Annotated in this window: 26 protein-coding genes and 1 other RNA gene; 22 read left to right on the top strand and 5 right to left on the bottom strand. The window is 42.2% G+C overall.

Translation table 11 applies throughout. The features are described 5' to 3' along the window. Positions 1-5: 5 nt before the first annotated feature. The 16 genes from ODU45_RS00850 to ODU45_RS00925 all read left to right on the top strand — a co-directional run bounded on the left by ODU45_RS00850 (position 6) and on the right by ODU45_RS00925 (position 15,444). On the top strand, positions 6-869 hold the full coding sequence (locus tag ODU45_RS00850; protein WP_398580573.1) for an L-ribulose-5-phosphate 3-epimerase: 864 nt from the start codon (positions 6-8) through the stop codon (positions 867-869). Next, positions 869-1,585 carry an L-ribulose-5-phosphate 4-epimerase gene (locus tag ODU45_RS00855; RefSeq protein WP_398580574.1) on the top strand — a complete coding sequence of 239 codons (717 nt, stop codon included), beginning with the start codon at positions 869-871 and terminating at the stop codon, positions 1,583-1,585. Before ODU45_RS00850 ends, ODU45_RS00855 begins: the two co-directional genes overlap by 1 nt. 83 nt (positions 1,586-1,668) lie before the next feature. Continuing rightward, positions 1,669-2,286 (top strand): hypothetical protein, encoded by a 618-nt coding sequence (locus ODU45_RS00860; RefSeq protein WP_398580575.1) that lies wholly within the window; start codon positions 1,669-1,671, stop codon positions 2,284-2,286. 124 nt (positions 2,287-2,410) lie between these two features. Beyond that, on the top strand, positions 2,411-4,099 hold the full coding sequence (locus ODU45_RS00865) for a transcription antiterminator (protein ID WP_029170952.1): 1,689 nt from the start codon (positions 2,411-2,413) through the stop codon (positions 4,097-4,099). 109 nt (positions 4,100-4,208) lie between these two features. Next, positions 4,209-5,300: an L-ascorbate 6-phosphate lactonase gene (gene ulaG / locus ODU45_RS00870; RefSeq protein ID WP_002938500.1), complete on the top strand. Its 1,092-nt coding sequence runs from the start codon at positions 4,209-4,211 to the stop codon at positions 5,298-5,300. 211 nt (positions 5,301-5,511) lie between these two features. Next, entirely contained in the window at positions 5,512-7,482 is a 1,971-nt protein-coding gene (gene tkt / locus ODU45_RS00875; protein ID WP_024395431.1) for a transketolase, read from the top strand. Positions 7,483-7,787: 305 nt separating this feature from the next. Beyond that, complete coding sequence (tadA, locus tag ODU45_RS00880) at positions 7,788-8,315, top strand: tRNA adenosine(34) deaminase TadA (RefSeq protein ID WP_015647505.1); 528 nt, start codon at positions 7,788-7,790, stop codon at positions 8,313-8,315. Positions 8,316-8,351: 36 nt separating this feature from the next. Beyond that, positions 8,352-8,441: signal recognition particle sRNA small type (gene ffs / locus ODU45_RS00885), an RNA gene on the top strand. Positions 8,442-8,578: 137 nt separating this feature from the next. Then, complete coding sequence (locus ODU45_RS00890; protein ID WP_105249389.1) at positions 8,579-9,121, top strand: hypothetical protein; 543 nt, start codon at positions 8,579-8,581, stop codon at positions 9,119-9,121. Positions 9,122-9,202: 81 nt separating this feature from the next. Then, positions 9,203-10,552, top strand: a complete 1,350-nt coding sequence (locus ODU45_RS00895) for a glucose-6-phosphate isomerase (RefSeq protein ID WP_024411974.1) — start codon at positions 9,203-9,205, stop codon at positions 10,550-10,552. 65 nt (positions 10,553-10,617) lie between these two features. After that, a complete protein-coding gene (locus ODU45_RS00900; RefSeq protein WP_398580576.1) occupies positions 10,618-11,346 on the top strand; it encodes a metallophosphoesterase in 729 nt (242 codons plus the stop codon). Between the two features lie 326 nt (positions 11,347-11,672). Continuing rightward, positions 11,673-12,206, top strand: a complete 534-nt coding sequence (locus ODU45_RS00905; RefSeq protein ID WP_024399695.1) for a hypothetical protein — start codon at positions 11,673-11,675, stop codon at positions 12,204-12,206. A 157-nt stretch (positions 12,207-12,363) separates the two neighbouring features. Next, on the top strand, positions 12,364-13,062 hold the full coding sequence (gene dapD / locus ODU45_RS00910) for a 2,3,4,5-tetrahydropyridine-2,6-dicarboxylate N-acetyltransferase (protein WP_105178778.1): 699 nt from the start codon (positions 12,364-12,366) through the stop codon (positions 13,060-13,062). Between the two features lie 9 nt (positions 13,063-13,071). Continuing rightward, complete coding sequence (locus ODU45_RS00915) at positions 13,072-14,199, top strand: N-acetyldiaminopimelate deacetylase (protein WP_136671654.1); 1,128 nt, start codon at positions 13,072-13,074, stop codon at positions 14,197-14,199. Between the two features lie 41 nt (positions 14,200-14,240). Then, positions 14,241-14,783, top strand: coding sequence for a 5-formyltetrahydrofolate cyclo-ligase (locus ODU45_RS00920; RefSeq protein ID WP_105138836.1), 543 nt, complete (start codon positions 14,241-14,243; stop codon positions 14,781-14,783). Continuing rightward, positions 14,767-15,444, top strand: a complete 678-nt coding sequence (locus tag ODU45_RS00925; protein WP_105178776.1) for a rhomboid family intramembrane serine protease — start codon at positions 14,767-14,769, stop codon at positions 15,442-15,444. Before ODU45_RS00920 ends, ODU45_RS00925 begins: the two co-directional genes overlap by 17 nt. Positions 15,445-15,463: 19 nt before the next feature. Here ODU45_RS00925 and galU read toward each other — a convergent pair whose 3' ends face one another. Both galU and ODU45_RS00935 read right to left on the bottom strand, forming a co-directional pair. Next, the gene (gene galU / locus ODU45_RS00930) at positions 15,464-16,363 is read right to left on the bottom strand and encodes a UTP--glucose-1-phosphate uridylyltransferase GalU (protein WP_004298345.1); all 900 of its coding nucleotides are present in this window, start codon (positions 16,361-16,363) and stop codon (positions 15,464-15,466) included. Positions 16,364-16,408: 45 nt separating this feature from the next. Continuing rightward, positions 16,409-17,425, bottom strand: coding sequence for an NAD(P)H-dependent glycerol-3-phosphate dehydrogenase (locus ODU45_RS00935; RefSeq protein WP_105257635.1), 1,017 nt, complete (start codon positions 17,423-17,425; stop codon positions 16,409-16,411). Positions 17,426-17,646: 221 nt separating this feature from the next. Between ODU45_RS00935 and ODU45_RS00940 the strand changes: the two genes are divergently transcribed. Genes ODU45_RS00940 through ODU45_RS00950 form a run of 3 tightly spaced genes read left to right on the top strand, consistent with a single transcriptional unit; the run spans position 17,647 to position 21,580 of the window. Next, on the top strand, positions 17,647-18,096 hold the full coding sequence (locus tag ODU45_RS00940) for a MarR family winged helix-turn-helix transcriptional regulator (RefSeq protein ID WP_024399878.1): 450 nt from the start codon (positions 17,647-17,649) through the stop codon (positions 18,094-18,096). After that, on the top strand, positions 18,089-19,795 hold the full coding sequence (locus tag ODU45_RS00945; protein WP_105119787.1) for an ABC transporter ATP-binding protein: 1,707 nt from the start codon (positions 18,089-18,091) through the stop codon (positions 19,793-19,795). The genes ODU45_RS00940 and ODU45_RS00945 overlap by 8 nt, the downstream gene beginning before the upstream one ends. Continuing rightward, complete coding sequence (locus ODU45_RS00950) at positions 19,796-21,580, top strand: ABC transporter ATP-binding protein (protein ID WP_398580577.1); 1,785 nt, start codon at positions 19,796-19,798, stop codon at positions 21,578-21,580. Positions 21,581-21,801: 221 nt separating this feature from the next. Here ODU45_RS00950 and ODU45_RS00955 read toward each other — a convergent pair whose 3' ends face one another. The 3 genes from ODU45_RS00955 to ODU45_RS00965 all read right to left on the bottom strand — a co-directional run bounded on the left by ODU45_RS00955 (position 21,802) and on the right by ODU45_RS00965 (position 25,026). Further along, a complete protein-coding gene (locus tag ODU45_RS00955; protein ID WP_014638747.1) occupies positions 21,802-22,431 on the bottom strand; it encodes an ABC transporter ATP-binding protein in 630 nt (209 codons plus the stop codon). After that, the gene (locus ODU45_RS00960; protein ID WP_398580578.1) at positions 22,428-24,536 is read right to left on the bottom strand and encodes an amino acid ABC transporter permease; all 2,109 of its coding nucleotides are present in this window, start codon (positions 24,534-24,536) and stop codon (positions 22,428-22,430) included. The genes ODU45_RS00955 and ODU45_RS00960 overlap by 4 nt, the downstream gene beginning before the upstream one ends. A gap of 205 nt (positions 24,537-24,741) precedes the next feature. Continuing rightward, a complete protein-coding gene (locus tag ODU45_RS00965; protein ID WP_024384175.1) occupies positions 24,742-25,026 on the bottom strand; it encodes a lactococcin 972 family bacteriocin in 285 nt (94 codons plus the stop codon). 336 nt (positions 25,027-25,362) lie between these two features. On the opposite strand from ODU45_RS00965, the gene ODU45_RS00970 reads away from it, so the two are divergent. The 3 genes from ODU45_RS00970 to ODU45_RS00980 all read left to right on the top strand — a co-directional run bounded on the left by ODU45_RS00970 (position 25,363) and on the right by ODU45_RS00980 (position 26,956). Continuing rightward, a complete protein-coding gene (locus tag ODU45_RS00970) occupies positions 25,363-26,232 on the top strand; it encodes a helix-turn-helix domain-containing protein (protein WP_228381826.1) in 870 nt (289 codons plus the stop codon). 93 nt (positions 26,233-26,325) lie between these two features. Next, positions 26,326-26,484 (top strand): hypothetical protein, encoded by a 159-nt coding sequence (locus ODU45_RS00975; RefSeq protein WP_172026986.1) that lies wholly within the window; start codon positions 26,326-26,328, stop codon positions 26,482-26,484. Positions 26,485-26,512: 28 nt separating this feature from the next. Further along, positions 26,513-26,956: a dUTP diphosphatase gene (locus ODU45_RS00980; RefSeq protein ID WP_014638741.1), complete on the top strand. Its 444-nt coding sequence runs from the start codon at positions 26,513-26,515 to the stop codon at positions 26,954-26,956. Positions 26,957-26,959 lie beyond the last annotated feature (3 nt).

The following is a 26,959-nucleotide window of genomic DNA, read 5'->3' on the forward strand; positions in this document are numbered from 1 at the left end:
GGCCTATGGCACGACCAATCGGAATATATGAAAAGGCAACGCCCAAACACTTCACATGGAAGGAACGTTTGGAGTTTGCCAAAGAATTAGGTTTCGACTTTGTGGAAATGTCGGTGGATGAGAGCGATGCACGTTTGGCTCGTTTGGAGTGGACCAAGGAAGAGCGTTTGGAGCTGGTCAAATCCATCTATGAAACAGGTGTCCGCATTCCGACTATTTGCTTCTCTGGTCACCGTCGCTACCCGCTAGGTTCCAATGATCCTGCTCTTGAAGCTAAGTCTTTGGAAACCATGAAACAGTGTATCGAACTGGCTCAGGACCTTGGCGTTCGTGTCATCCAGTTGGCTGGCTACGACGTTTACTATGAAGAAAAATCGCCTGAAACTAGAGAGCGTTTTATAAAAAATCTCCGTCAGGCTTGCGACTGGGCAGAACAGGCTCAGGTCATGTTGGCTATTGAGATTATGGATGATCCATTTATCAACTCCATTGAAAAATACCTAGCCGTTGAAAAAGAAATCGACTCGCCTTATCTCTTTGTCTATCCAGATACTGGAAATGTGTCTGCTTGGCACAATGACATTTACAGCGAATTTTACCTGGGACACCGTTCCATCGCAGCTCTTCACTTGAAAGATACCTATGCGGTAACCGAGAACTCCAAGGGGCAATTCCGTGATGTTCCATTCGGTCAGGGCTGTGTGGACTGGGACAATATGTTTGCAGTATTGAAAAAGACCAATTACCAAGGTCCATTCTTGATTGAGATGTGGTCTGAAAACTGCGAAACGGTTGAGGAAACACGAGCAGCTATCAAGGAGGCACAAGATTTCCTCTATCCATTGATTGAGAAAGCGGGGTTGAACTAATGCCAAAAGATTTACAGGAAATGCGTCAACGGGTTTATGAAGCCAACGTCGCCCTACCTGCTCATGGGCTCGTCAAATTTACCTGGGGCAACGTATCAGAAGTCTGCCGTGAACTTGGTCGCATCGTCATCAAGCCTTCTGGTGTGGACTATGAAAAATTGTCCCCAGCAAACATGGTCGTTACGGACTTGGATGGAAATGTAGTGGAAGGTGATCTTAATCCTTCATCTGATTTGGCGACCCACGTTGCCCTCTACAAGGCTTGGCCGAATGTCCATGCTGTTGTACATACCCATTCGACAGAAGCAGTGGGTTGGGCTCAGGCTGGTCGTGACATTCCATTCTATGGGACAACTCATGCGGACTATTTCTACGGTCCGGTACCGTGTGCCCGTTCTTTGACAGCTGAGGAAGTAAACTCTGCCTATGAAAAAGAAACAGGTGCAGTTATCATCGAGGAATTCGAGCGTCGTGGTATCGACCCAGTTGCCGTTCCAGGAATTGTTGTCCGCAATCATGGACCATTTACCTGGGGCAAGGATCCTGCTCAGGCAGTTTACCATAGCGTTGTCCTTGAGGAAGTGGCTCGGATGAACCGCTACACCGAACAAATCAATCCACGGGTGGAGCCAGCACCAAGCTATATCATGGACAAGCACTACCTCCGTAAACATGGTCCCAATGCCTACTATGGACAAAAGGGTGATGAACATTAAGTTCTTGTGTGAAAAAACAGTAGGGAAAAGTAGCAGACTCCCCAAAAAGGAGAACTGCTTTTTCCCTTTTGATGAGGAGAAAGATGAGGAAATTTTTACAGGATAGTCTGACAGAAACAGCCTACTATTTAGAATTGATTTTATCTGCCATACTTGGCTTAGCCCTTTTAGCCTTATCAACGCTTCTCTTTGCAGACCTGCTCAGCTCATTAGCTGGTGATATTCAAGCGGATACGTTTATTCAAAATTTTCTGAGTCGTGCAATGACCTTGGCGGTCGGAGTCGAATTTATCAAAATGCTTTGCAAACAGTCACCTAGCACCGTGATTGAGGTACTCCTGGTTGCCATTGCTCGCCAACTGATTGTAGAGCATGGTTCTAGTAGTGATTACTTGATTGGAATCATTTCGGTCGCCATCCTATTTGCAGTTAGAAAATACCTCTTCACTCAGTTTGATGATTCCAATAATATTATCATGCGTGCCAGCCAGAAAGTAAAAGTGGCTAATATCATCGCACGAGTAAAAATTCCAAGTGAAGGTAGCGAGACTTTGAGAGATTTTGTGACACGAAAACTCAATGAAGAGGAGAAAACCATTGCTATTGGTGCCTGTGTATATTTGAAAAATGTTGCCCTTCGGATAGATAACATGCACGGAGAACTGGTTACCCGAGTAGAAATTATTAAAAGCATCTATTAATTCTAACTAAAGATATTTATGCAACATAAAACAAGTAATAATCAGATGAATTTTAATAATTATTAGAATATCTAATATAATTATGTTAAGATAGTAACGGGACGGGGGAAAGAGGAGGAGAATCTTGTTATTAGATAAGAGTAGTTGCGCTCTACTGAGGTACCTGATTGGTCTGCAGGAACCTGAGACAATCATGGCTATTTCCAAGGGCTTGCAACAATCACGTCGAAAAATCTATTATCATCTAGAAAAAATCAATGATGCCCTACCAACAACTGTAGAGAGTATCGAAAGTTTACCTCGCATCGGTATTCGACTTACCGAAGCGCAAAAACTAGCCTGTCGAGATCTTCTCGATTCCATTGATTCGTACACCTATGTCATGAGCATGCCTGAGCGCATTCAGCTGATGTTGGTATATATCTGTATCACACCAGAAAGAGTGACCATTGAACGGCTAATGGAGTTGACAGAAGTCTCTCGTAATACGGTCTTAAATGATTTGAATGAAATTCGAACCCAGTTGGCTCAAGAACAATACAAGATGACCCTCTATGTATCTAAGAGTCAGGGCTATAGTCTGGTTTGTCACCCTTTAAATAAAATCCAATATGTCCACTCGCTTCTCTATACCATCTTCTTGGACGCCAATAAAGGTTTTTTGCAGGTTCTAGAAGATAAGTTATTTGAGTTGGTAGGGTGTCAGTTGCTCTTCTCCGAAGAAATGGCACAATTTTTACAGGGACAAGTATCGCAGCTAGAAAAGAAACTGGGCAAGAAAATCAATCGTTACGAGATCGAGTTTATGCTCAAAGTATTGCCTTTCTTGCTCCTTAGCTATCGCAATATGGAGCTGGATGACTTGGAAGAACGAGCCATTCTCAAAGAATTTGAACAAGTTCGAGAGCGTATCGAGTACCGAGTTGCTCAGGAATTGAAAGATGCCTTGTTGCAAACCTTTGATTTGAAATTGGATGAAATAGAAATCTCCTTGATTGCCATTCTACTTCTATCCTATCGAAAGGATAGCGATGTTCATGTATTCAGCCAAGATTTCATTGACTTGAAGCGTGTGGTAGAGCGATTTATTCATCATTTTGAGATACATTCACCATTTGAATTGGAAAATCCAGATGAATTAGCCAAACATCTCTTGGCACATTGCAAGGCTCTGTTGTTCAGAAAAACCTACGGCATCCTATCTAAAAATCCAATGGTCCAACAAATCCAAGATAAATACGGCACCCTGTTTGCTATGACACGGGTTTCTGGAAAGATTTTGGAGGAGGAGTGGCAGATTGAGTTATCCGATGGAGATATTGCCTATTTGACGATTCATCTAGGAGGTGCTATTCGACGTAGTGGGACGCGCAAGGCACAGACACAGATTGTCTATTTAATCTGTGATGAAGGGGTGTCAGTCCAACGCTTACTTTATAAACAATGCCAGCATCATTTGCCAGATAAGAAGATTGGCGCCGTCTTTACCACTGAACAATTCAAGAGTGTCGAAGACTTACTAGAGGTTGATTTCTTGATTACAACCAGCGATGGGTTGGAAACGGATTTCCCTTTGGTTCAGGTTCACCCCATTTTAGATTTTGATGATGTGCTAAACATGACTCATTTTGCAAAATATCGTAGTTTGGCAGATGAAAAACAAGTTTTTGCAGTAGAACTAGACAAGCTTTTGTCGGGATATATCGCAGACGGAAGGACCGCTCGAGAACTCAAACAACGGCTACAAAAACTGATTACCAATGAATTATTAACCAATTTATCCAGTCAAGATATTGAAACAGATCTGTATTAGGGTAAAGTCCAAGTGTGAACACAAGCCTGTGTTTTATTTGGTCTTTTTTTTGTTGCCTTTGGAGCATATACTAGAAGCATAGAAACGTACCTTATAGGAGGAATGGAAAATGGCTAAAGTTCAAGATATTACAAGAGAATCCTGGATTCTTTCAACCTTCCCAGAATGGGGAACTTGGCTCAATGAAGAAATTGAAGAAGAAGTAGTGCCAGAAGGCAACTTTGCTATGTGGTGGCTTGGAAACTGTGGTGTCTGGATTAAAACACCAGGTGGTGCGAACGTGGTCATGGACCTTTGGTCATCACGTGGAAAATCCACTAAAAAAGTGAAAGATATGGTTTGGGGACACCAGATGGCTAACATGGCAGGTGTGCGCAAATTGCAACCAAACTTGCGTGTGCAGCCAATGGTTATCGACCCATTTGCCATCAATGAATTGGACTATTACCTAGTATCGCACGTCCACAGTGACCACATGGACATCAGCACAGCCGCTGCCATCATCAACAATCCAAAGTTGGACCATGTCAAATTTGTAGGACCAGTTGAAAGTGGCGACATCTGGGAAAAATGGGGTGTGCCTGCTGACCGTATTATCCGCATCGCACCAGGTGATAGCTTTGAATTCAAAGACATCAAGGTCCACGCTGTAGAATCCTTCGACCGTACTTGCTTGGTGACACTTCCCATCGAAGGTTATGACGAAAATGGTGGTAAATTAGCAGGACTTCCTGTGACAGATGAACTCATGGCTCGCAAGGCAGTCAACTATGTCTTTGAAACACCTGGCGGAACCATCTACCACGGTGCAGACTCCCACTTCTCAAACTACTTTGCAAAACACGGTCGCGACTTCAACATCGACGTTGCTATCAACAACTACGGTGATAACCCAATCGGTATCCAAGACAAGATGACCTCAATCGACCTTCTCCGTATGGCAGAAAACTTGCGTGCTAAGGTAATCATCCCTGTTCACTATGACATCTGGTCTAACTTCATGGCGTCAACAGATGAAATCTTGCAGCTCTGGAAAATGCGTAAGGAACGCTTGCAATATGATTTCCATCCATTCATCTGGGAAGTTGGTGGCAAGTATACTTATCCGATGGACAAGGACCGTATTGAATATCACCACCCACGTGGCTTTGATGATTGCTTCTTAGAAGACTCAAATATTCAATTTAAGGCTTTGTTATAAGATTTAGAACTCTCTTGCTCCATAGAGACGAGGAGAGGTACTATAAACTCTGATAAAGTATGAAATGTGCGAATTACTACTGTTCACTCCAAGGGCGGGACGAAAGTCCTGCCTCTTTTCTACGGATAATTTGCTTCTTACTTCATTTCAAACAGACATAGAAAACGCTTTATGGTATAATAAATTCATGACTTTAAAAAAGGAGAAAAACATGTCAAATCTTTCAGTCAATGCGATTCGTTTCCTTGGTATTGATGCCATCGAAAAATCAAAATCAGGTCACCCAGGTGTCGTCATGGGTGCGGCTCCAATGGCTTATAGCCTTTTTACTAAAGAACTCCGTATCAATCCAGCTCAGCCAAACTGGGTGAACCGTGACCGCTTTATCTTATCAGCAGGTCATGGGTCAATGCTCCTCTACGGACTTCTTCATTTGTCAGGATTTGAAGATGTCACTATGGATGAAATCAAGAACTTCCGTCAATGGGGTTCAAAAACACCAGGTCACCCAGAATTTGGTCACACAGCAGGTGTAGATGCAACAACAGGTCCTCTTGGACAAGGTATCTCAACTGCGACAGGTTTTGCGCAAGCAGAGCGTTTCCTTGCAGCTAAGTACAACCGTGATGGTTTCCCAATCTTTGACCACTATACTTACGTAATCTGTGGTGATGGCGACTTGATGGAAGGTGTTTCTGCAGAAGCGGCTTCTTACGCAGGTCTTCAAAAATTAGAAAAACTCATCGTTCTTTACGATTCAAATGACATCAACTTGGATGGCGAAACAAAAGACTCCTTCACAGAAGATGTACGTGCCCGTTACAATGCTTATGGCTGGCATACAGACCTCGTAACAGACGGTACAGATGTAGATGCCATCTTTGCTGCTATTGAAAAGGCAAAAGCAGCTGGTAAGCCATCTCTTATCGAAATCAAGACTGTTATCGGTCATGGTTCACCAAACAAACAAGGTACAAATGCCGTTCACGGTGCTCCACTTGGTGCAGAAGAAACAGAAGCAACTCGTAAGGCGCTTGATTGGAACTATGGTCCATTTGAAATTCCAGCTGAAGTCTATGCAGACTTCAAGGCAAACGTAGCAGACCGCGGTGCAGCAGCCTACGATGCTTGGGTGAAATTAGTTGAAGACTACAAAGTAGCTCATCCAGAATTAGCAGCTGAAGTAACAGCTATCTTGGAAGGCCGTGACGTAGTTGAAATCAAGCCAGAAGACTTCCCAGTTTACGAAAATGGCTTCTCACAAGCAACTCGTAACTCATCACAAGATGCCCTCAACGCAGCGGCTAAAGTTTTGCCAACCTTCCTTGGAGGTTCAGCTGACTTGGCTCACTCAAACATGACCTATATCAAGGAAGATGGTTTGCAAGATTCAGTAAATCCACTCAACCGCAATATCCAGTTTGGTGTGCGTGAATTTGCTATGGGTACTATCCTGAACGGTATGGCAGCCCACGGTGGACTTCGTGTCTATGGTGGTACCTTCTTCGTCTTCTCAGACTATGTGAAAGCAGCAGTTCGTTTGTCAGCCCTTCAAGGTCTTCCTGTGACTTATGTCTTCACTCATGACTCAATCGCAGTCGGTGAAGATGGTCCAACTCACGAGCCGATTGAGCACTTGGCAGGACTTCGTGCTATGCCAAACCTCAACGTTTTCCGTCCAGCAGATGCGCGTGAAACACAGGCAGCTTGGTACTTGTCATTGACCAGCAAGTCTACACCATCAGCCCTTGTTCTCACTCGTCAAAACTTGACAGTTGAAGAAGGAACAGACTTTGACAAGGTTGCAAAAGGGGCTTATGTTGTATATGAAGCAGCAGGCTTTGATACTATCCTTCTTGCATCTGGTTCAGAAGTGAACTTGGCTGTTAAAGCTGCCAAAGAACTAGAAGCAGCAGGCACTAAGGTTCGTGTGGTTTCTGTGCCATCAACTGAACTCTTCGATGCCCAAGATGCTGCCTACAAGGAAGAAATCCTCCCAAATGCTATCCGTCGTCGCTTGGCAATTGAAATGGGTGCAACTCAAAGTTGGTACAAGTATGTCGGTCTTGACGGTAAAGTCCTTGGTATCGACACATTCGGTGCCTCAGCTCCAGCTCAAACAGTTATTGACAACTACGGCTTCACAGTAGAAAATGTTGTGAAATTAGTTGGTGAATTGTAATAGAAAATGTCAGAGACAGCCTTTCGAGGCTGTTTTTGAATTTTTTTAAAAATTTTCTTGACAACATAGACAATAAATGATATATTAACATTTGTAAATATCAATATTGCTCCCCCTACCTTCTCGAATGAGGAGGTATTTTTATATTTTTAAGTTAGAGGTATTTTTATATTTTTAAGTTAATAGAGGGGCAGAGTTTTGAAAGAAATGTGTGACAAGGAAGAAGTAGTGTTAGATTAGTTTTGATAGCAGAGAAATAAAGAAGTGATTTTGAACTGTTATCAGGGCTGTGCTATAATAGATTTATGAACTATACACATGAAGAAAAAGAGTATTTTATGACTCAAGCATTGCAGGAAGCTAGAAAATCGCTAGAAAAGGATGAGATTCCAATTGGTTGTGTGATTGTCAAGGATGGTCAGATTATTGGCAGAGGGCATAATGCGCGTGAGGAACTCAATCAGGCAATCATGCACGCTGAGATTATGGCAATCCAAGAGGCTAACAATGTTGAGGGGAATTGGCGCTTGCTTGATTCGACCCTTTTTGTGACGATTGAACCTTGTGTGATGTGTAGCGGAGCTATTGGCCTAGCACGCATTCCGCAGGTCATCTATGGAGCAACCAACAAAAAGTTTGGAGCTGCAGGGAGCCTCTATGACATTCTGACAGATGAGCGGCTCAACCATCGTGTCAAGGTAGAAACAGGTATTTTAGAAGCGGAATGTGCCAATATCATGCAAGATTTTTTTAGACAACGCAGAGAAAGTCAGAAGGCTGCTAAACTTATCATGAAAGCCCAAGAGGACCATGCAGACAATCCATCTTGTTAGGTCCCCACTTGCACTCTGACCAAATTGTGTTATAATAATAAACGGAGCAACATTCGTGCGTGAAGCGGGTCAGGGGAGGAATCCAGCAGCCCTAAGCGAGGTCGAGTGTGTGCTCTTTTTGCGTATAATCTAAAAATCCTTTGAAATCAAGCTTTCAGAGGTTTTTCTTATCTTATTTTTAGAAATGAGGGGCAAGATAGGGGCAACTTAAGAAAACTTTTTGGATGCTCTGCTATTCTACTGAGGAATAAGGAGGAAAGCCTATGTTTTTATTTGCCTTTCCAGGTATGGGAAAAACAACACTTGCTAAGAAATATACAGATGTTGTGGACTTAGAAATGTCCGACATTAAGTACGATAATAGCAGTGTTCGTCATTTAACGAAAGAGGAGCGAAAATCCATCAAACGTCCACTGAAGGATAAACGCTATAAAACAATCTATGTCAATAAGGCCTACACTCTTCATAGACAAGGGAAGACAGTCCTAGTAGCGCTGAATTTTCTGATGAGAATGTTGCTGGCCATGTCTATACGCGGTGGTGTGCCATTTCATATCTATATTCCCCACCCTTCTCTCAAAGAAGAATACCGCCAACGTTATATTTCAAGAGGCAACAACAACCGGTTCATCTTTGAAGTCATGTTCATTTGGTATCCTGCCCTCATTCCGCTTTACCTACTATCTAAGATTTTCCCGAAATGGATTACAGTAACCCAGTCGGGAGAGACTTTGGAGGATTATTACAAACGCGAAAATTTCGTTAGATTTTCACAAAAATTAAGATTTATACAACATATTTCATGAAAATAAATGAAAATTGATAAATTTCTTGAAAAAAATATGATAAAGCGTTATCATATTATGGTACATAAATGGAGGAAAAACATGACACATATTACATTTGATTATTCAAAAGTCTTGGGCCAATTCGTTGGAGCTCAGGAAGTAGAATACATGCAACCACAAGTTACCCTTGCAGACCAAATGCTCCGTCAAGGAACAGGTCCTGGTAACGACTTTATTGGCTGGTTGGATTTGCCAGAAAACTACGACAAAGAAGAGTTTGCTCGTATCAAGGAAGCAGCAGCTAAAATCCAAAATGAAAGTGAAGTTTTGGTGGTTATCGGTATCGGTGGTTCTTACCTTGGTGCTAAAGCAGCTATTGATTTCTTGAGCAATGCCTTTGTAAACTTGCAAACACGTGAAGAGCGCAAAGCTCCGCAAATCCTTTACGCTGGAAACTCAATCTCATCAAGCTACCTTGCAGACCTGGTAGACTACGTGGCAGACAAGGATTTCTCAGTTAACGTGATTTCTAAATCAGGTACAACAACTGAGCCTGCCATTGCTTTCCGCGTCTTCAAAGAATTGCTTGTGAAGAAATACGGTCAAGAAGAAGCTAACAAGCGTATCTATGCGACAACTGACAAGGCAAAAGGTGCTGTTAAGGTTGAAGCGGACGCAAATGGTTGGGAAACCTTTGTTGTTCCAGATGACGTCGGTGGCCGTTTCTCAGTCTTGACTGCAGTTGGTCTTTTGCCAATCGCGGCAGCTGGTGCGGATATTGATGCCCTTATGGAAGGTGCAAATGCTGCTCGCAAGACCTATACATCTGATAAAATTGCTGAAAATGAAGCATACCAATATGCAGCTGTTCGCAACATCCTTTACAGAAAAGGCTATGTAACAGAAATCTTGGCTAACTACGAGCCATCACTGCAATACTTCAGCGAGTGGTGGAAACAATTGGCAGGTGAGTCAGAAGGTAAGGACCAAAAAGGTATCAACCCAACATCTGCTAACTTCTCAACAGACTTGCACTCTCTTGGACAATTCATCCAAGAAGGAAACCGCAACATCTTTGAGACAGTGGTTCGTGTTGACAAACCAAGAAAAAATATCTTGATTCCTGACATGGCAGAGGACCTTGACGGTCTTGGCTACTTGCAAGGTAAGGACGTTGACTTTGTAAACAAAAAAGCAACGGACGGCGTACTTCTTGCCCACACAGATGGTGGCGTACCAAACATGTTTGTGACCCTTCCACAACAAGATGAGTTCACACTTGGTTACACCTTCTACTTCTTCGAGTTGGCGATTGCTATCTCTGGTTACCTCAATGCGATTAACCCATTTGACCAACCAGGTGTAGAAGCCTACAAGAAAAATATGTTCGCTCTTCTTGGTAAGCCAGGATTTGAAGAACTCGGTGCAGAATTGAACGCACGTTTGTAAGAAAACCAAACTGATCGGAAACGGTCAGTTTTTCTTTGCTTATTAAATATGGTAGAATAGAGTCTATGAAAAGAGAGTTTTTTGTAGTTGGAGATGTTCATGGTAAATTTGAACTGCTACTCGATATTTTGAAGAAATGGGATGAAGAGCGACAACAGCTGATTTTTCTTGGGGATTTAATTGACCGTGGAGAAAATTCAAAGGCTTGTCTAGAGTTGGTTTGGCAATTAGTCCGAGAAAAAGGTTCGATCTGTCTGACTGGGAATCATGAACGAATGTTTTTGGCTTGGCTGCGTGACCCCTTGGATCGCTACGATCACTATCGTCGAAATGGTGGAGATACGACTATCAATTCCTTACTGGGGCGTCCCTTGGATGCACCGGTAGATGGCCTGGTGGATGCCAATGCAGTGATGGAACAATATGAGGACCTGATTGATTTTGTCAAATCTTGCCCCTATCATATGGAGACCGAACACTATATTTTTGTTCATGCAGGAGTTGATTTGACCTTACCAGATTGGCGTGAAACCAATAATCATGATAAGGTTTGGTTACGCACCCCTTTCCATGAGGCTGAAAATACCACAGGAAAAATAATTGTCTTTGGACATACACCTGTGTATAACCTCTTTCAAACTCAACTTCGCATTAGTCAAATCTGGACCAGTCCAGATGGGAAAATGGGAATTGACGGAGGAGCTGTTTACGGCGGAGTTCTCCATGGTCTAGTCTTGAATCAACAGGGATTGGTTAGAGATTATGCAGTGGGCTGTATGGAGTCGACCCAGTAGCTTACTGTAAAAATTTACAAAATTGCATGGTAATACATACTAGGGATATTAACAATTTTTAGGAGATGAATATGCTAATTTGTTCGGTATAAAATTTCTAGTCAATCTGGCAGATTACTATTGCAAGCTTATTAAGCTTTATCCGAGTGTTTAGTCAGGAATGGTATGAAATATCCCATCAAAACCTAGCGATTCTTATAATGATTCTGCATTTGAGAGGGCTACTGGCTGTATATTCTAAAAAGATAAATTGTTTTCTAGATATACTTGACTTTCATACTTAAAAATAATATTATCTAGTAGTAATAAACAAAAGGAGTTTTATAATGAAAAAGAAATGGTTGCTGATTTTCTCAGCTCTTCTAACAGTTACTACTTTGGTGGCTTGCTCTAATAGTAAGGAAGAAACAACGTCAAAAAGCTCTTCAACGGAACAAACATCCACAACGAAATCCTCTACTAAAGAGTCTACATCTGAATCCTCGACTGTTACTTTAAAAGAGTCAACAGTGACTTATCTGGCAGATGCAGAGATTGATGCGATTCAGACTATCGGAGAATATAAAACATCATTGAACTCATTGATGGACTCTTATGTTGCTGACTTTGATGGGCTAATTGTTCAGTTACCAGAAGAAGCACAGACTACTTTAAAACCATATCGTGAGCAAATTGTAACGATGCTTGAACAACAAAAATCAGCACTGGATTCACAATTTGCGACATTAGGGGATGACTCGACAGTGATTCCAGAAGAAGCACGAGCTACTGTTTTGGATAGTTTAAAAACAGTTCGTGATCAACTAAAACAAACGATGACAACTGTGCATGAACAGGCACAAACATTATTAAATGAATAACAGAGAAAGATTTGGCTCCTGCTCAATGTTATTAGGTTAGTTAACTTAATAACATTGGGAACTGAGGGCCTCTTTTTCATTTTTTTGCATTTCTTCCCAAATTTTCAGAAAATTTTGATATAATAGTAAAAATATTATTTTTAGATTGGAAAATATTATGACTGCACAAAAAATGACTGCACAAGAAATCATTGCCTTTATTGGTAATGCTGTGAAAAAAACGACTGTTAAGGTGACCTTTGAAGGTGAATTGGCTGGGCCTGTTCCTGCTGAAGTGACAAAGCTTGGCAATGTCCTCTTCGGTGACTGGAAAGACGTCGAGCCCCTTTTGGCAAACTTGACTGAAAATGTAGACTACGTGGTTGAGCAAGACGGCCGCAATTCGGCTGTGCCTTTGCTGGACAAGCGTAATATCAATGCCCGTATTGAGCCAGGTGCCATTATCCGCGATCAAGTGACAATCGGTGATAATGCCGTTATCATGATGGGTGCAGTAATCAACATCGGTGCAGAAATCGGTCCAGGTACCATGATTGACATGGGTGCTATTCTCGGTGGCCGTGCAACGGTTGGTAAGAACAGCCACATCGGTGCAGGTGCGGTCCTTGCTGGTGTCATCGAGCCAGCTTCTGCAGAGCCAGTTCGTGTTGGTGACAATGTTTTGGTCGGTGCCAATGCTGTTGTCATCGAAGGCGTGCAAATCGGTAGTGGCTCTGTTGTCGCAGCGGGTGCCATTGTGACCCAAGATGTGCCTGAAAACGTTGTGGTTGCAGGTGTACCAGCCCGCATCATCAAGGAAATCGATGAGCAAACCCAACAAAAAACAGCCTTGGAAGAGGCATTACGGACACTCTAAGAGGTAGTTATGCTAGATTTAATTGCAACACGGCGGGCCCTCCACCAGATTCCAGAGTTGGGTATGGAGGAGTTCAAGACACATGCCTTTCTTATGGAAACTATTGAGAACTTGCTGGAAGATTGCTCTTTTGCCCAAGTCCGTACATGGAAGACAGGTATCCTGGTCTATCTGACAGGTTCTGCTCCTGAAAAGACCATTGGCTGGCGGGCAGATATTGACGGCCTGCCTATTGTGGAGGAAACGGGCCTGGACTTCAAGTCCCTCCACCCAGACCGTATGCACGCCTGCGGACATGATTTCCACATGACCATTGCCTTGGGGCTTTTGGAGAAAATGGCAGAGCAGCAACCAAGGAATAATCTTCTCTTCTTGTTTCAGCCTGCGGAGGAAAATCTAGCAGGTGGTATGCTCCTATATGAAGCGGGGGCTTTTGGAGATTGGTTACCAGATGAATTTTATGGGCTTCATGTCCGACCAGACCTCAAAGTCGGTCAAATGGCCACCAACCGTACGACCCTCTTTGCTGGGACCTGTGAAGTCAAGATACGGTTTACAGGAAAGGGTGGCCACGCAGCATTTCCCCATACCGCCAATGACGCCTTGGTGGCAGCCAGCTACTTTGTGACCCAGGTTCAGTCAGTGGTGAGTCGAAATGTCGACCCAATCGAGGGAGCAGTGGTGACCTTCGGTTCCATGCATGCTGGCACGACAAACAATGTCATTGCTGAAACAGCCTTTCTGCACGGGACCATTCGGGCCTTGACTCAGAACATGAGCCTCTTGGTGCAAAAACGGGTGCGGGAAGTGGCAGAAGGAATCGCCCTGTCCTTTGGAGTGGACTTGGAGATTGAGCTTAATCCTAGCGGTTATCTGCCTGTGGAGAACAATCCCCAGCTGGCGGATGAACTGATGACTTATTTTGAACAGGTCGAGGGCGTGGAGATGATTGACTGCTCACCTGCCATGACGGGTGAGGACTTTGGCTACCTGCTCAACAAGGTTCCAGGTGTTATGTTCTGGCTGGGTGTGGATACGCCTTATCCACTTCACAATCCTCGTCTCAGCCCCAAAGAGGAAGTGCTTCCCTTTGCTGTGGATAAGTTGAGCGATTTTTTGGAAACGAAAGCAAACTAGACTGGAATTCCCAGTCTTTTTCTGAAAGGAAAGGATTTCCTGTGGATAAAAAAGAAATTCGGCAAGAGGTCTTGCAGAGATTGAAAGCCCTGACTAGTAGCCAGCGAGCAAGATGGAGTCAGCAGCTAACGGAGCGCCTCCTTGCTTCTGAGGCCTATCAAGGCACAAAGTCGCTTGGGACCTACCTTTCCATGCCCCATGAGTTTGACACTTCTTACCTGATTGAGCAGGCTCAAAAGGATGGCAAGCAGATTTTCATCCCTAAGACCTATTCACAAGGTCGTATGGATTTTGTAGAATATAATCCTGATGATTTGGTGAAATCTAGGTTTGGAGTTTGGGAACCTGGTACTTATTCACAACCTGTGGATAAGTCTGTGGTTAAGTTGATCCATGTTCCTGGTTTAGCTTGGCATCAAGCGGGTTTCCGAGTGGGCTATGGAGGTGGTTTTTATGATCGCTACCTAGCAGATTATCAGGGGGAGACGGTATCGACCTTGGCAGACTTTCAAGTCTATGATTTTGAACCAGATGTATTTGATATTCCAGTAAAGGAGATGTTGATTTTTGAAGAACTTTTTTGATAAGCGCTACCCTGTGACCAATGGCTTGTTGGCAGTCACGGCTCTTGTTTTTCTTTTGATACAAGTATTTCGATTTGGGCAGACCACTACAGCCTATACGATTTTTGAATTTGGTGGTATGTACGGGGAAGTAGTGCGTTATGATCCGACTCAGTTGTGGCGCTTGGTTTCGCCTATTTTTGTCCACATTGGTTGGGAGCATTTTCTATTCAATGGTATTACTTTACTTGGTTTAGGGTATCAATTAGAAGGGCTTTTTGGGTCCCGGAGGTTCTTTCTTCTCTATCTATTATCTGGTATTATGGGCAATCTTTTTGTTCTCTTCTTTACACCAGATGTAGTTGGTGCAGGTGCCTCAACCTCGCTGTTTGGTCTTTTTGCCGCTATGGCACTGTTGAGGAAATTTAGTCGCAGCCCTTATCTACAGGTTCTTGGTCAACGTTATATGGTCCTTTTGGGATTGAACTTGGTCTTGGGACTTTTTAATCCAACCATTAGCATGGCAGGACATATTGGAGGAGCTATTGGAGGATGCTTGGTCGTGATTTTCCTTCCACCTCTTGTGGAAAAGGATCTCTTTACAGGAAAACAGATTTTTTACAGTTTCATTGGATATTTGGGCTTGATTGTTTTTCTACTAGGGGTATTCTATTTGATGTAATAAAAAAAACTAGCGATTGCTAGTTTTTCTTTGTATCTAATTTTTTACCAAGATCGATTAAGTATTGTTTCAAATCATCTTTTACTTGAGGGTGTTGGAGGGCGTAGTCGATAGAAGTTTTCATGAAACCGAACTTATCCCCAACATCGTAACGGTTGCCTTTGAATTCGCGAGCGAAAACACGTTGCGTTTTGTTCAGAGTATCAATGGCATCTGTCAATTGAATCTCGTTCCCGGCACCTGGTTTTTGGTTTTCTAAGATCTCAAAGATTTCAGGAGTGAGTAAGTAGCGTCCGATAATAGCAAGGTCAGAAGGAGCATCTTCTGGTTTTGGTTTTTCCACAAAGGTTTCCACACTATAGAGACCGTTGACACCTTCACCTTGTGGAGCGATAACACCGTATGCAGAAACTTCTTCATGAGGAACAGGCATAACAGCAATGGTTGAAGCATGTGTTTTTTCATAGTCGTTCATGAGTTGCTTGGTCAATGGGACAGCTTTTGTATCTGTGATGTCCATCAAGTCATCGCCGAGCATGACAACAAAAGGCTCGTTCCCGACAAATGCTTTAGCTTGAAGAACGGCATCACCAAGTCCACGTGGATGGCTTTGACGAATGAAGTGTAGTCGAATACCTGTTGTCTCATCAACCAGTTTCAACAAATCATTCTTGCCTTTTTCTTTGAGGTTGTATTCCAATTCAAAGTTTGAATCAAAGTGATCTTCGATAGAACGTTTTGACTTACCAGTGACCACCAAAATATCTTCAATACCTGAACGGAGGGCTTCTTCAACGATAAATTGGATGGTTGGCTTGTCAACGATTGGCAACATTTCCTTGGCAAGAGCCTTAGTAGCAGGCAAGAAACGTGTTCCCAAACCTGCAGCTGGGATAACAGCTTTCCTAACTTTTTTCATAAGTATGTAATCCTTTATAATTTATTTTTTTGTGTTTAATAAGAATCAATGCCATTCATTTTCATGGCGGAATTCACCCGTCATGATTTCTTTGATGGCATCTTCAATACCTGCACCTTGGTAGATGACCTTGTAGATGGCTTGGGTAATAGGCATGTAAACATCTAATTCTTGAGCCAACTCATAGGCTGCCTTAGTTGTTGAAATACCTTCAATCACCATTCCCATATTGTGTTCTACATCTTCGAGTTTTTCACCGCGACCGAGCTGATCTCCAGCTCTCCAGTTGCGGGAGTGGACAGATGTACCGGTAACAATCAAGTCACCAACACCAGAAAGACCGCTGTAAGTCAGAGGATTTGCGCCCATAGCAACGCCTAGACGTGTGATTTCTGTCAAACCGCGAGCGATAATAGCTGCCTTGGCATTATCACCATAACCAAGACCGTGTAAAGCGCCAGCGCCGACAGCAATAATATTTTTAAGGGCACCTGCTGTTTCTACACCGATGACATCATTATTTGTATAAAGTCGGAAGTAGTGGTTGCTGAAAAGATTTTGGACGTAGCTGGCTGTTTCCAAGTCTTTTGAAGCTGCAGAAATCAAGGTCAAATCACGGACGATAGTCTCTTCTGCATGACTTGGCCCTGAAACCACGACGATTTCAGAACGGAGTTCAGCAGGAATTTCTTCCTCCAGTACCTCAGACAAGCGCTTGTGACTATCAGGCTCTAAGCCTTTTGAAGCGTGCATGACAACTACCTTGTGTTTGAGAGCTTGTGCGACTTGCTTGGCAACTAGGCGTGTTACCTTGGTTGGCACAACGAAAAGAACCGCGTCAACACCGTCCAAGGCTTCAGTCAAATCCTTATATCCTTTGATGTTTTCATCTAGGATAACATCCTTGAAATAGCGCTTATTTGTATGTTCTTTATTGATTTCGTCGATTTGTTCGGGGACATTTCCCCAAATACGGACAGTATGACCGTTGTCGTTGAGAACTTGTCCTAGGGCGGTGCCCCATGAACCGGGTCCCAAGATGGCAATGGTTTGTTTGGTCATAAAAAATCCTTTCTAGTTGGTGTAATTTAGATATATTATACCATAATTGATACATAAAATCTTATATAAGTTATACAGTATATATATTATAGTTTTCGAGTAAGTAATGGTGATGAAACAACAAAATATTTTCAGAAAAGAGCAAACGGAATAATTGACAATAGTTCCTAAGAGAACTATAATAGTTCTCATGGTAATTATTTTCGTAGAAAGGAGCTATTATGGGACATACTATTGCAGATTTTCGGAATCTATTAAATCAGATTGAACAAATCAGTGAAACCATTGCAAAGGAATATGATGTGGAGCACCTAGCTGGACCACAGGGATGGGCCCTGCGTTTCATAGCAGAACGGTCTGAAGTTGAAACCTTTGTCAAAGACATTGAAGCGGAGTTAAAGATTTCCAAATCCGTTGCCAGCAATCTAGTTAAGCGAATGGAGAAAAATGACTTTATTCGGGTTTTACCTTCTCAGTTTGACAGACGCTACAAGCAGTTGGTCTTGACAGAGAAAGGTCGGAGCAAGATTTGTCACCTAAAATCCTTCCATGAGGAGATGCACCATTCTCTCTTTCGAGGTATTCAAAAGGAAGAATTTGATTTGATCAGACAGGTGGTCGATCAATTAAAAGAAAATATTAGAAATTATAAGGAGAAAAAACATGTTTAAAGAAGCCATTTTACGTTACAAATGGTATGCCTTGGCATCGGTCTTGTTGACGTCTATTGTCGTAGCAACGACCTTGATGCAACCTAGTTATTTACAGGATGTATTGACTGCTGTCTTGGCCAATGATAAGGAAGAAATTGTCCGTGTCGGTAAGTTCCTCTTGCTGATTGCGGGAATTGGTCTCTTGGCTGGTCTGACAAATACAATCATGGCAGCTAAGATTTCTCAGGGAGTGTCTGCGGATATTCGTGAGAAGACCTTTCGGAAAATTCAGAGCTTTTCTTATGCCAATGTAGAGGAATTTAACGCAGGGAATTTGGTGGTTCGTATGACCAACGACGTCAACCAAATTCAGAACCTTGTCATGATGCTCTTTACAATCTTGATGCGGGTACCTCTGCTCTTTGTTGGTGCCTTTATCATGGCAGTGCGCACTTTGCCAGAACTTTGGTGGATTATCGTGCTCATGGTCATCATCATCATGGGAATCATGGCAGTCGTGATGGGCTTGATGGGACCGCGCTTTGGTAAATTCCAGTCTCTGATGGACAGGATGAACAGCATTGCAAAGGAAAACCTGCGTGGGATCCGTGTGGTCAAGTCCTTTGTACAGGAGAAGAATCAATACGCTAAATTTAAAGAAGTATCCAATGAGCTTTTGGATCTCAACCTCTTTATTGGTTATGGTTTTTCTATCTTGCAACCTTTGATGATGTTTATCTCCTACATGGCGATTTTTGTGTCGCTTTATCTCGTTTCAGGGATGTTAGACACTAATATCGAAGCAGTTGGGGGCTTTACTTCCTTTATGAGTTACCTCATGCAAATCATGTTTGCCATTATCATGACTAGCTTTATGGGGATGCAGGCTTCACGTGCTGCTATTTCCATTAAACGTTTGAGTGAGGTTTTAGATACAGAGCCAGCGATGACCTTTAAAGATGGTGCAAAAGAGGACTTGGATGGTCGGATTGTCTTTGACAATGTTAGCTTCACCTATCCGCATGATACCGAGCCGACCTTGAAAAATATCTCCTTTGAGATTGAGTCTGGTCAGATGGTCGGTGTGGTCGGTGCAACGGGTGCGGGTAAATCAACACTAGCCCAGCTCATTCCGCGTTTGTTTGATCCACAGGAAGGGACTGTGTCAATTGGCGGTCGTGATTTGAAAGACATCAGTCAGGAAACCTTGAGAGATACAGTGTCTATCGTTTTGCAAAAAGCTATTCTCTTTTCAGGGACCATTGCGGACAATTTGCGTCAAGGTGCACCTGGTGCAGATTTGGAACGTTTGGAGCGGGCCGCAGGTATTGCCCAAGCCAAAGAATTTATCGACCGCTTGGATGATACCTATGAGAGCCAAGTAGAAGAACGTGGAAATAACTTCTCAGGTGGTCAGAAACAGCGGATGTCCATTGCGCGTGGGGTGATTAGTGATCCTAAAGTCTTGGTGCTAGATGATTCGACCTCAGCCCTGGATGCCAAATCAGAGAAGTTGGTACAAGAAGCCCTCAACCATGATTTGAAGGGGACAACGACGGTCATCGTTGCTCAGAAGATTTCTTCTGTTGTCAAAGCTGATAAGATTTTGGTTCTTGATGAAGGTCGCTTGATTGGTCAAGGAACACACGCAGAATTGGTAGCGACAAATGACGTCTACCGAGAAATTTACGAAACACAGAAAGGGAAGGAAGAATAGATGAAAACACTTAGATTTTTCTGGTTTTATTTTAAACGCTATAAGCTGTCCTTTGCTGTGATTTTTCTAGCCATTGTGACGGCGACTTATTTGCAGGTTAAGACGCCTGTTTTCCTGGGTAATGCTATTGCAGAGATGGGGAAAATTGGTCAGGCTTATTTTGCTGCAGAGCAGATGGGGCAGTCAGGTTTCAAGCCTGATATGACTGACTTTAATGGGGTTATGCTCAATCTCTTGTTGGCTTATGTGGCAACTGTGGTATCAACCTTGATTTATACTCTGCTCTTTACACGCATCGTTGCTCATTCAACCAACCGCATGCGAAAAGGTTTGTTTGGTAAGTTGGAACGCTTGACAGTTGCCTTCTTTGACAGCCACAAGGATGGAGATATTCTTTCTCGTTTTACCAGTGATTTGGATAATATCCAAAATGCTTTTAACCAGTCCTTGACTCAGGTAGTGACCAATATCGCTCTTTACATCGGTATGGTTATTATGATGTTCCGTCAGGATACTCGCTTGGCTTTGGTAACTGTTGCATCTACGCCAGTTGCCTTGATTGCCCTAGTAATTATCATTCGCCTGTCACGGAAATATACTGATAAGCAACAGGCTGCGGTGTCTAAACTCAATGCCTACATGGATGAGAAGATTTCAGGACAAAAAGCGATTATTGTACAGGGTGTGCAGGAAGAGACTATTGATGGTTTCTTGGAGCTCAATGAAGAAGTTCGTCGCACAACTTTCAAGGGACGTTTGTTTGGTGGGATTCTCTTTCCATTTATGAACGGAATGAGCTTGGTTAATACTGCCATTGTTATCTTTGCAGGATCCAGCATTGTCCTAAATGATAGCTCGCTGGAAACAGCTGCCGCACTTGGTCTGGTCGTGACCTTTGTTCAGTATTCGCAACAGTATTACCAGCCAATCATGCAGATTGCATCTAGCTGGGCAGAATTGCAGTTGGCTTTCACAGGTGCTCATCGTATTCAGGAAATGTTTGATGAGCCTGAGGAAGTTCGTCCTCAAAACGCTCCGCTATTTACCGAATTAAAAGAAGGTGTTGAAATCAAGGACATCGACTTTGGCTACCTGCCAGGTCAGAAGGTCTTGGACAAGGTGTCCATTTCAGCTCCTAAGGGAAAAATGGTGGCGGTCGTTGGTCCGACGGGATCTGGTAAGACTACTATTATGAACTTGATCAACCGCTTCTACGATGTCAATGGTGGTAGCGTGGCCTTTGACGGTCGCAATATTCGGGAATATGATTTGGATAGTTTGCGGGATAAGGTCGGTATTGTCTTGCAGGAGTCGGTACTCTTCTCGGGTACTATTGCGGACAATATCCGCTTTGGTGATGAGAGTATTTCGCAAGAAATGGTGGAAACCGCAGCTCGTGCCACCCATATCCACGACTTTATCATGAGCTTGCCAGAGGGCTATGAAACCTTTGTGACCGATGATGAGAATGTCTTCTCGACAGGTCAGAAACAGCTGATTTCCATTGCCCGTACGCTCTTGACAGATCCACAGGTCTTGATTTTGGACGAAGCAACGTCTAACGTTGATACCGTAACGGAAGCCAAAATCCAAAAGGCCATGGAGGCCATTATCGCAGGACGGACCAGCTTCGTCATTGCCCACCGCCTCAAAACCATTCTCAATGCGGATGAAATCATCGTCCTCAAAGACGGAAAAGTCATCGAGCAAGGCAATCACAGCCAGCTCCTTAAACTCAATGGCTTCTACGCCGAACTCTATCACAATCAGTTTGTGTTTGAATAGGGAAGATAGAAAAAGGTCTGAAACCAGATGAGCTGGTTTTCAGACCTTTTCTTGTTGTATCTAACTGTTGGAGAAATTGTTCTTGAATATGATAACCTCGGCAGAGTCAATACCGTATTCGGGTCTGGCCATAGACGACTTGTTTCTAGGTGTGGAAGTCACTTGTGAATGCAGGTTCTTAGCGGAAAGCTTATTCGCAAAGGGTGTAGAAACTATCTAAATCATAAACGAACAATCCGCTGACACTTATCGGCAATATATGGATCGTGTGTGACGATAATTACTGTTTTTCCACTATTATTCATTTCTATGAGAAATTGCAGGATTAAGTCCCTATTTTCCTGATCTAATGATCCCGTTGGCTCATCTGCCAAGATAAGATTGCTTGGTTTTAGTAGAGCACGAGCGATAGCAATTCGCTGTTGTTCTCCTCCAGACAGCTCGGAAATTTTTTGTTTTAGCGTGTTTGCTAGTCCGATTTTTTCTAGTATATTTTTTATAGACTCTTCCTTTTCCTTTTTTGATAATCTGGTATATTTTAATGCCATCAGGAGATTATACTCGACGCTTTCGTTCTCAATTAGAGCAAAATTTTGGAATAGATAGGAAATTTGTTCCCGAATTATTTTTTGAGATGTCCTAGTGTTTACAGGTACGTTTGAATGACCAAATAGGAGGTAATTTCCTTCGTATTCACCGTCAAGCAAGCCAATGATGTTTAGTAATGTTGTTTTTCCGCTACCACTTTTTCCAACAATTGCGACTAGTTCACCTTGTTCAATGTTGAGGGAAAAATCATGTAGGATATGTTTTTGACCAATCTTTTTAAAGATATGTTCTAAATGAATCATAGGTTCTCTCCTTTCAAGTATTGTACAAGATTTTTTTGCTCCATGCGCAGTGATGTAAATAGGAAAATACCCCCATCAGCAATGGCAAATAGTAAAAAAAGTGCAAGAGGAAATAGTGACTTACCAGCTATCAAAATAACTGGAAGAGGTAGCAAATATAGTAGAGTTAGTCCGATTAGAATAGGTTTGTAGCGGTCAAAAAGTGACCATCCTAAAAATTTCATAGTGATGATATGAGATTTTCTCCAAAGAAACATACTTTTTACAATAAAATAGGAAACAACAATGCTCAGTAAGCAGATAATCGCAAACAGGGTGACGAAGTTACGACTAGCGTCTCGGAAACTATCTACACGTCCTTGTTGAATAGATTTTATTGATGAGAATTTGAAATAGCTATCATCAGGCAATTTCTGAAGAATTTGTTCGATTTTTTGTTGATGTTGAGGGGAATTTGCAATTTTAATTGGGCTACTTAGTCCAGTATTTGATAGATGTGCTTTATCTTCCCACGACATATCATTGTCATTGACCAGGCTAATCATTGGATTAGTGAAATTGTTGGATAAGGTTTCATTGTATGGGAAGAATGTCCAGTCGCCGTCATAATAAATGTATTCAACATCTACCTCGCTGACTGTTTTTGCCACTTGTTCTTCATATTTCAGTGACAGAAAACCAATCAATTTTGCTAGATTTTTGTTAGACTCTTCATTCTCTTTCATTGATGCTGGAAAGAGTACAGTCAATTGTTTACTTGTATGTGGAATCGGAAATCCTATACTTTCTAGATAGGTTTTGTTGGCGTATAGAACAGGGATGTCTTTAGCCAATGTTGAATGTTCAAATTCTTTAAGATGTGAGAAATTGCCAGGGTTTATGATACTAGAACGAATATAGTAAGTTGGAAGATTTTCTGTCAAATTCTTATATAAGGAGTAATAATATTGATGAGCTTTGTCGGAACCAGACAGGCTATCTTGCCAGAGTTGATTTCCTGATTTTACGGTTTCGAGTGTTAGGAAATCTCCCTGTTTTTCCCATTGTTCTTGATAGTTCAATTCTTGGTGTTCCTCATAAATGCTATTTCCGATACCAATCATCAATATAGTGATAAGAAGTGTGAGACAGCATTTGAAGAAATTATTGATATAGAATCCTGTTTTGAAGGAAACAAATCCTTTTATGATAGATGCGGCGTTAATGCGTTGGATAATTGTGATGACTAAAATGTTGATGAGTAGATAGACTTGAAGGAGGATAAAATGCGCTAACAGCATCATAGCTGTAAAACCTTGAGGCATGTAGTCAAAAAACAGAAATGGTAAACTATTTAGAATGATACTACCGATTCCCATAATTAGTATATTTTGTTTTACATAGCGATAGAAAATCTCTAAGTTACTGTATCCAAGTATTTTTTCAACGCCGATATGTTTGATATCTAAAATTGGTTGGTAAACAGAAGTTAATGAAAGGAGTAAAAATGCGATACAGCAGATGAGTGCTACTAGTAGCAAGTCTCTGTTTATTAATTCTACTGCTGTTTCAAAGGTTGGAGTCAATAGTGTAGAAGAATCAATATTGAAAAAATGACTTAATTCCTGTACGATTTCAGTGTCGTTTATGGATTTTGTTGATGTGACGGTATACTGACCATTTAGTGTATGGGATGTATCTTGAAAATAGTTTTTTAAAGTGATGAGCCGTATCGTCTTGGCCTGCAAAAATGTTGGGATATGCCCTAGTTTGTCGGAGGATTGTATATTTGTATAAGATCCACTTCCGTCTTCGTTAAAAGTAAGTTGCTGGATTCCAAAATCTTTATAAGGAAATGTCTCATGAGAAAAAACACCTGCTTTTATTACCTCGGTGTTGCTATCTGTTTTGACAATTGAAACGTTGTATTTATCAGCAATTTTTTCAAAAAAATGCAGTAAATCCTGTGAAGGAACGGCACTATCGCGTAAATAAAATTGAAATGAATAGCCAGTCGTTCCTAATTCACGTATGCGATTGATTTCCTTTGTATAGTGTAGATTTACAACGATAAAACTGACACAACACAGAAGTAGAATCATACAGAAATGGTTTAGCCTTTTCATCTGAACACCTCCTTATAAACGTTTTCCGACCAGCACACCAATAGAGCTGGTCGGAAACTAACTATCTTTTTGAATTTGACTATCAGTCATTTAGCAATTGATGAGTAACAGTTGTTCCCGATTACCCTACTATCAAACATTTCTGAGCATGGTAATCGTTTTTCTCTTAATTTCATGGTCTGTGGAAAACTAATTTTAGTGCATATCAAAAACCATAGAAATATTCCATGCCAGTTGGTGGGATTTTGGTAATAGATGCTTTTGCCCAAATACCTGCGCCTTGGCGTTGACGGTTTTCATGTTGCCCATTTTTTACAGTAGCGGTATGAGAACGTGTTGGATGATGGTAGTTGGAATACCCGTAGGTTCCTGTCCATCCAACTCCATAATGCCATTCGCCACCATCGACAAAATCTGCAAAGGCGACTGTGGATACCATTAAACTACAAGCAATTCCCAAGGCAAAACCTAATTTAGCAAACTTTTTCATGATAATTTTCCTTCCTAAGTGTATTTTTATTTTTAAGATTAGCTTTCCCACCCCCTCCACTCAACATATAGTTTCCAGTCTTTTTCCTCCTTTCCAGAGTGGTGAGATGGTGGTATCTTATTTATTTGTTGATAATTGGTATAATCAGATTCCATCCACCCCCTAAAAGTTGAGGCGTTAGTAAGATGGCTGAGTAAGTTAAAAGTAAAAGATAGTTTTTCCAAGTTTTCATAAGAGGACCTCCTATCATTTTGTTTGTTTTTATTTACTATTATGGTATCATGTAGTAAATGTGATTGATGAAAACGTAAACATTTCTCACAGTTTTAGGAGGTTATGATGAGGTGGGATTTTGGAACAGTCTTAAAAGAGATTCGCAAATCAAAAGGGCTTAGCCAGCAGGAAGTTTGTGGGAAGGCTTTGTCACGGACAACCCTATCAAAAATTGAAAACAACAAAGAATACCCGACCATTGCTCACTTTTCCCATATTCTTCGTCAGTTGGATATGACCTTTGCAGAGTTTGACTATATCTGCCATGCCTATCAGCCTTCGGAGCGTTCTTCTATCATCCATCGCTTTGAAAATCTGAGAGGACAATTTTTTTCTGAATCAGACTGTCAGGATTTTTTGTACCAAGTAGAGCAGTATTTGAAGAGGCAAGAAGATATACGGGTTCAGCGGATAGAACAGCAACTACGCTTAATCTTATCTATTTATCAAACAGGAGATAGGGAGCGTACCAGACAGTTGGGACAAGCACTCTGGAAGGAATTGGAGAAGTCAGATACTTGGTATTTAGCTGATTTTCGTAAGTTGGGGTTGGTACTTCCTATCATTCCTGTATCTCATTTGAAAGGCTTTGTGGATAAAATCTTGCTTTCCTTGGACAAGTATAAGGACTTCAGAGATGTACAGGTTAGTCAGTTTGCTTTTCTCTATAATCTATCGACCGTTTTGCTGAAAAATGGGGAGTATCAACTTTGTGTTTCAGTAATGGAGAGAGTTTACACCATGGCTCAGGAAAGTATGCGGATTGATTATGTAGGCATGGCCAATGTCCGTATGGGCATCTTTCAGCAGGATAGAGGGATGGTGGACCAGGGGCTTGCTATTCTTCGAGCCGCAGACTTGCTAGAGATGGTTGAACAGTTGGAGCAAGAAGTCGAGGAGTATTGGGAGATTTTTGGCTCGGAAGAGGTTTGAACTGCTTGAGCTAGTTTATATTTGTAGCACCTGTTTATCAGGTGTTTTTTGTTGAAAATCGCAGGCTTTGATGAATTAGTGTATAATAGACCTATGATTGGAATACGAGTTTACTTCCCTCGCAGTGTCTATTTTCGCAAGGTTGACCAAAACTTGTGGCTACGTGCAGCTCGCTTTGATGACGAGTATGCCTTTCCCTTAACAACACTTTTTGCATTTGTGACGAAAAATGCGAATGAATACAATGAATAAAAAGAAGAAAATGATGTAAGGAGTTCTTATGAAAGTTCGTGGATTCGAACTGGTCAGCCAGTTTACTGATGAAAATTTATTGCCAAAACGTGAGACAGCCCACGCAGCAGGTTACGACCTAAAGGCTGCGGAGAGGGTCAGTTTGGAGCCAGGTGAGATTAAGCTGGTGCCAACGGGTGTCAAGGCCTATATGCAGTCCAACGAGGTCCTCTATCTCTATGACCGTTCGTCCAACCCTCGCAAGAAGGGGCTGGTCCTGATTAACTCAGTTGGGGTTATCGACGGCGACTACTACGGCAATCCAGCCAATGAAGGTCATATCTTTGCCCAGATGCGAAACATCACAGAGGAAACTGTCGTGGTGGAAGCCGGCGAGCGGATCGTACAGGCTGTTTTTGCACCCTTCCTCTTGGCTGATGGTGACCAGGCCGACGGCGTCCGGACGGGCGGATTTGGCTCGACGGGGAAATAGACT

Origin of the sequence: Streptococcus sp. 2022WUSS135 (assembly GCF_044427045.1) — a bacterium.
In the GTDB taxonomy this organism is placed as follows: domain Bacteria; phylum Bacillota; class Bacilli; order Lactobacillales; family Streptococcaceae; genus Streptococcus; species Streptococcus hashimotonensis.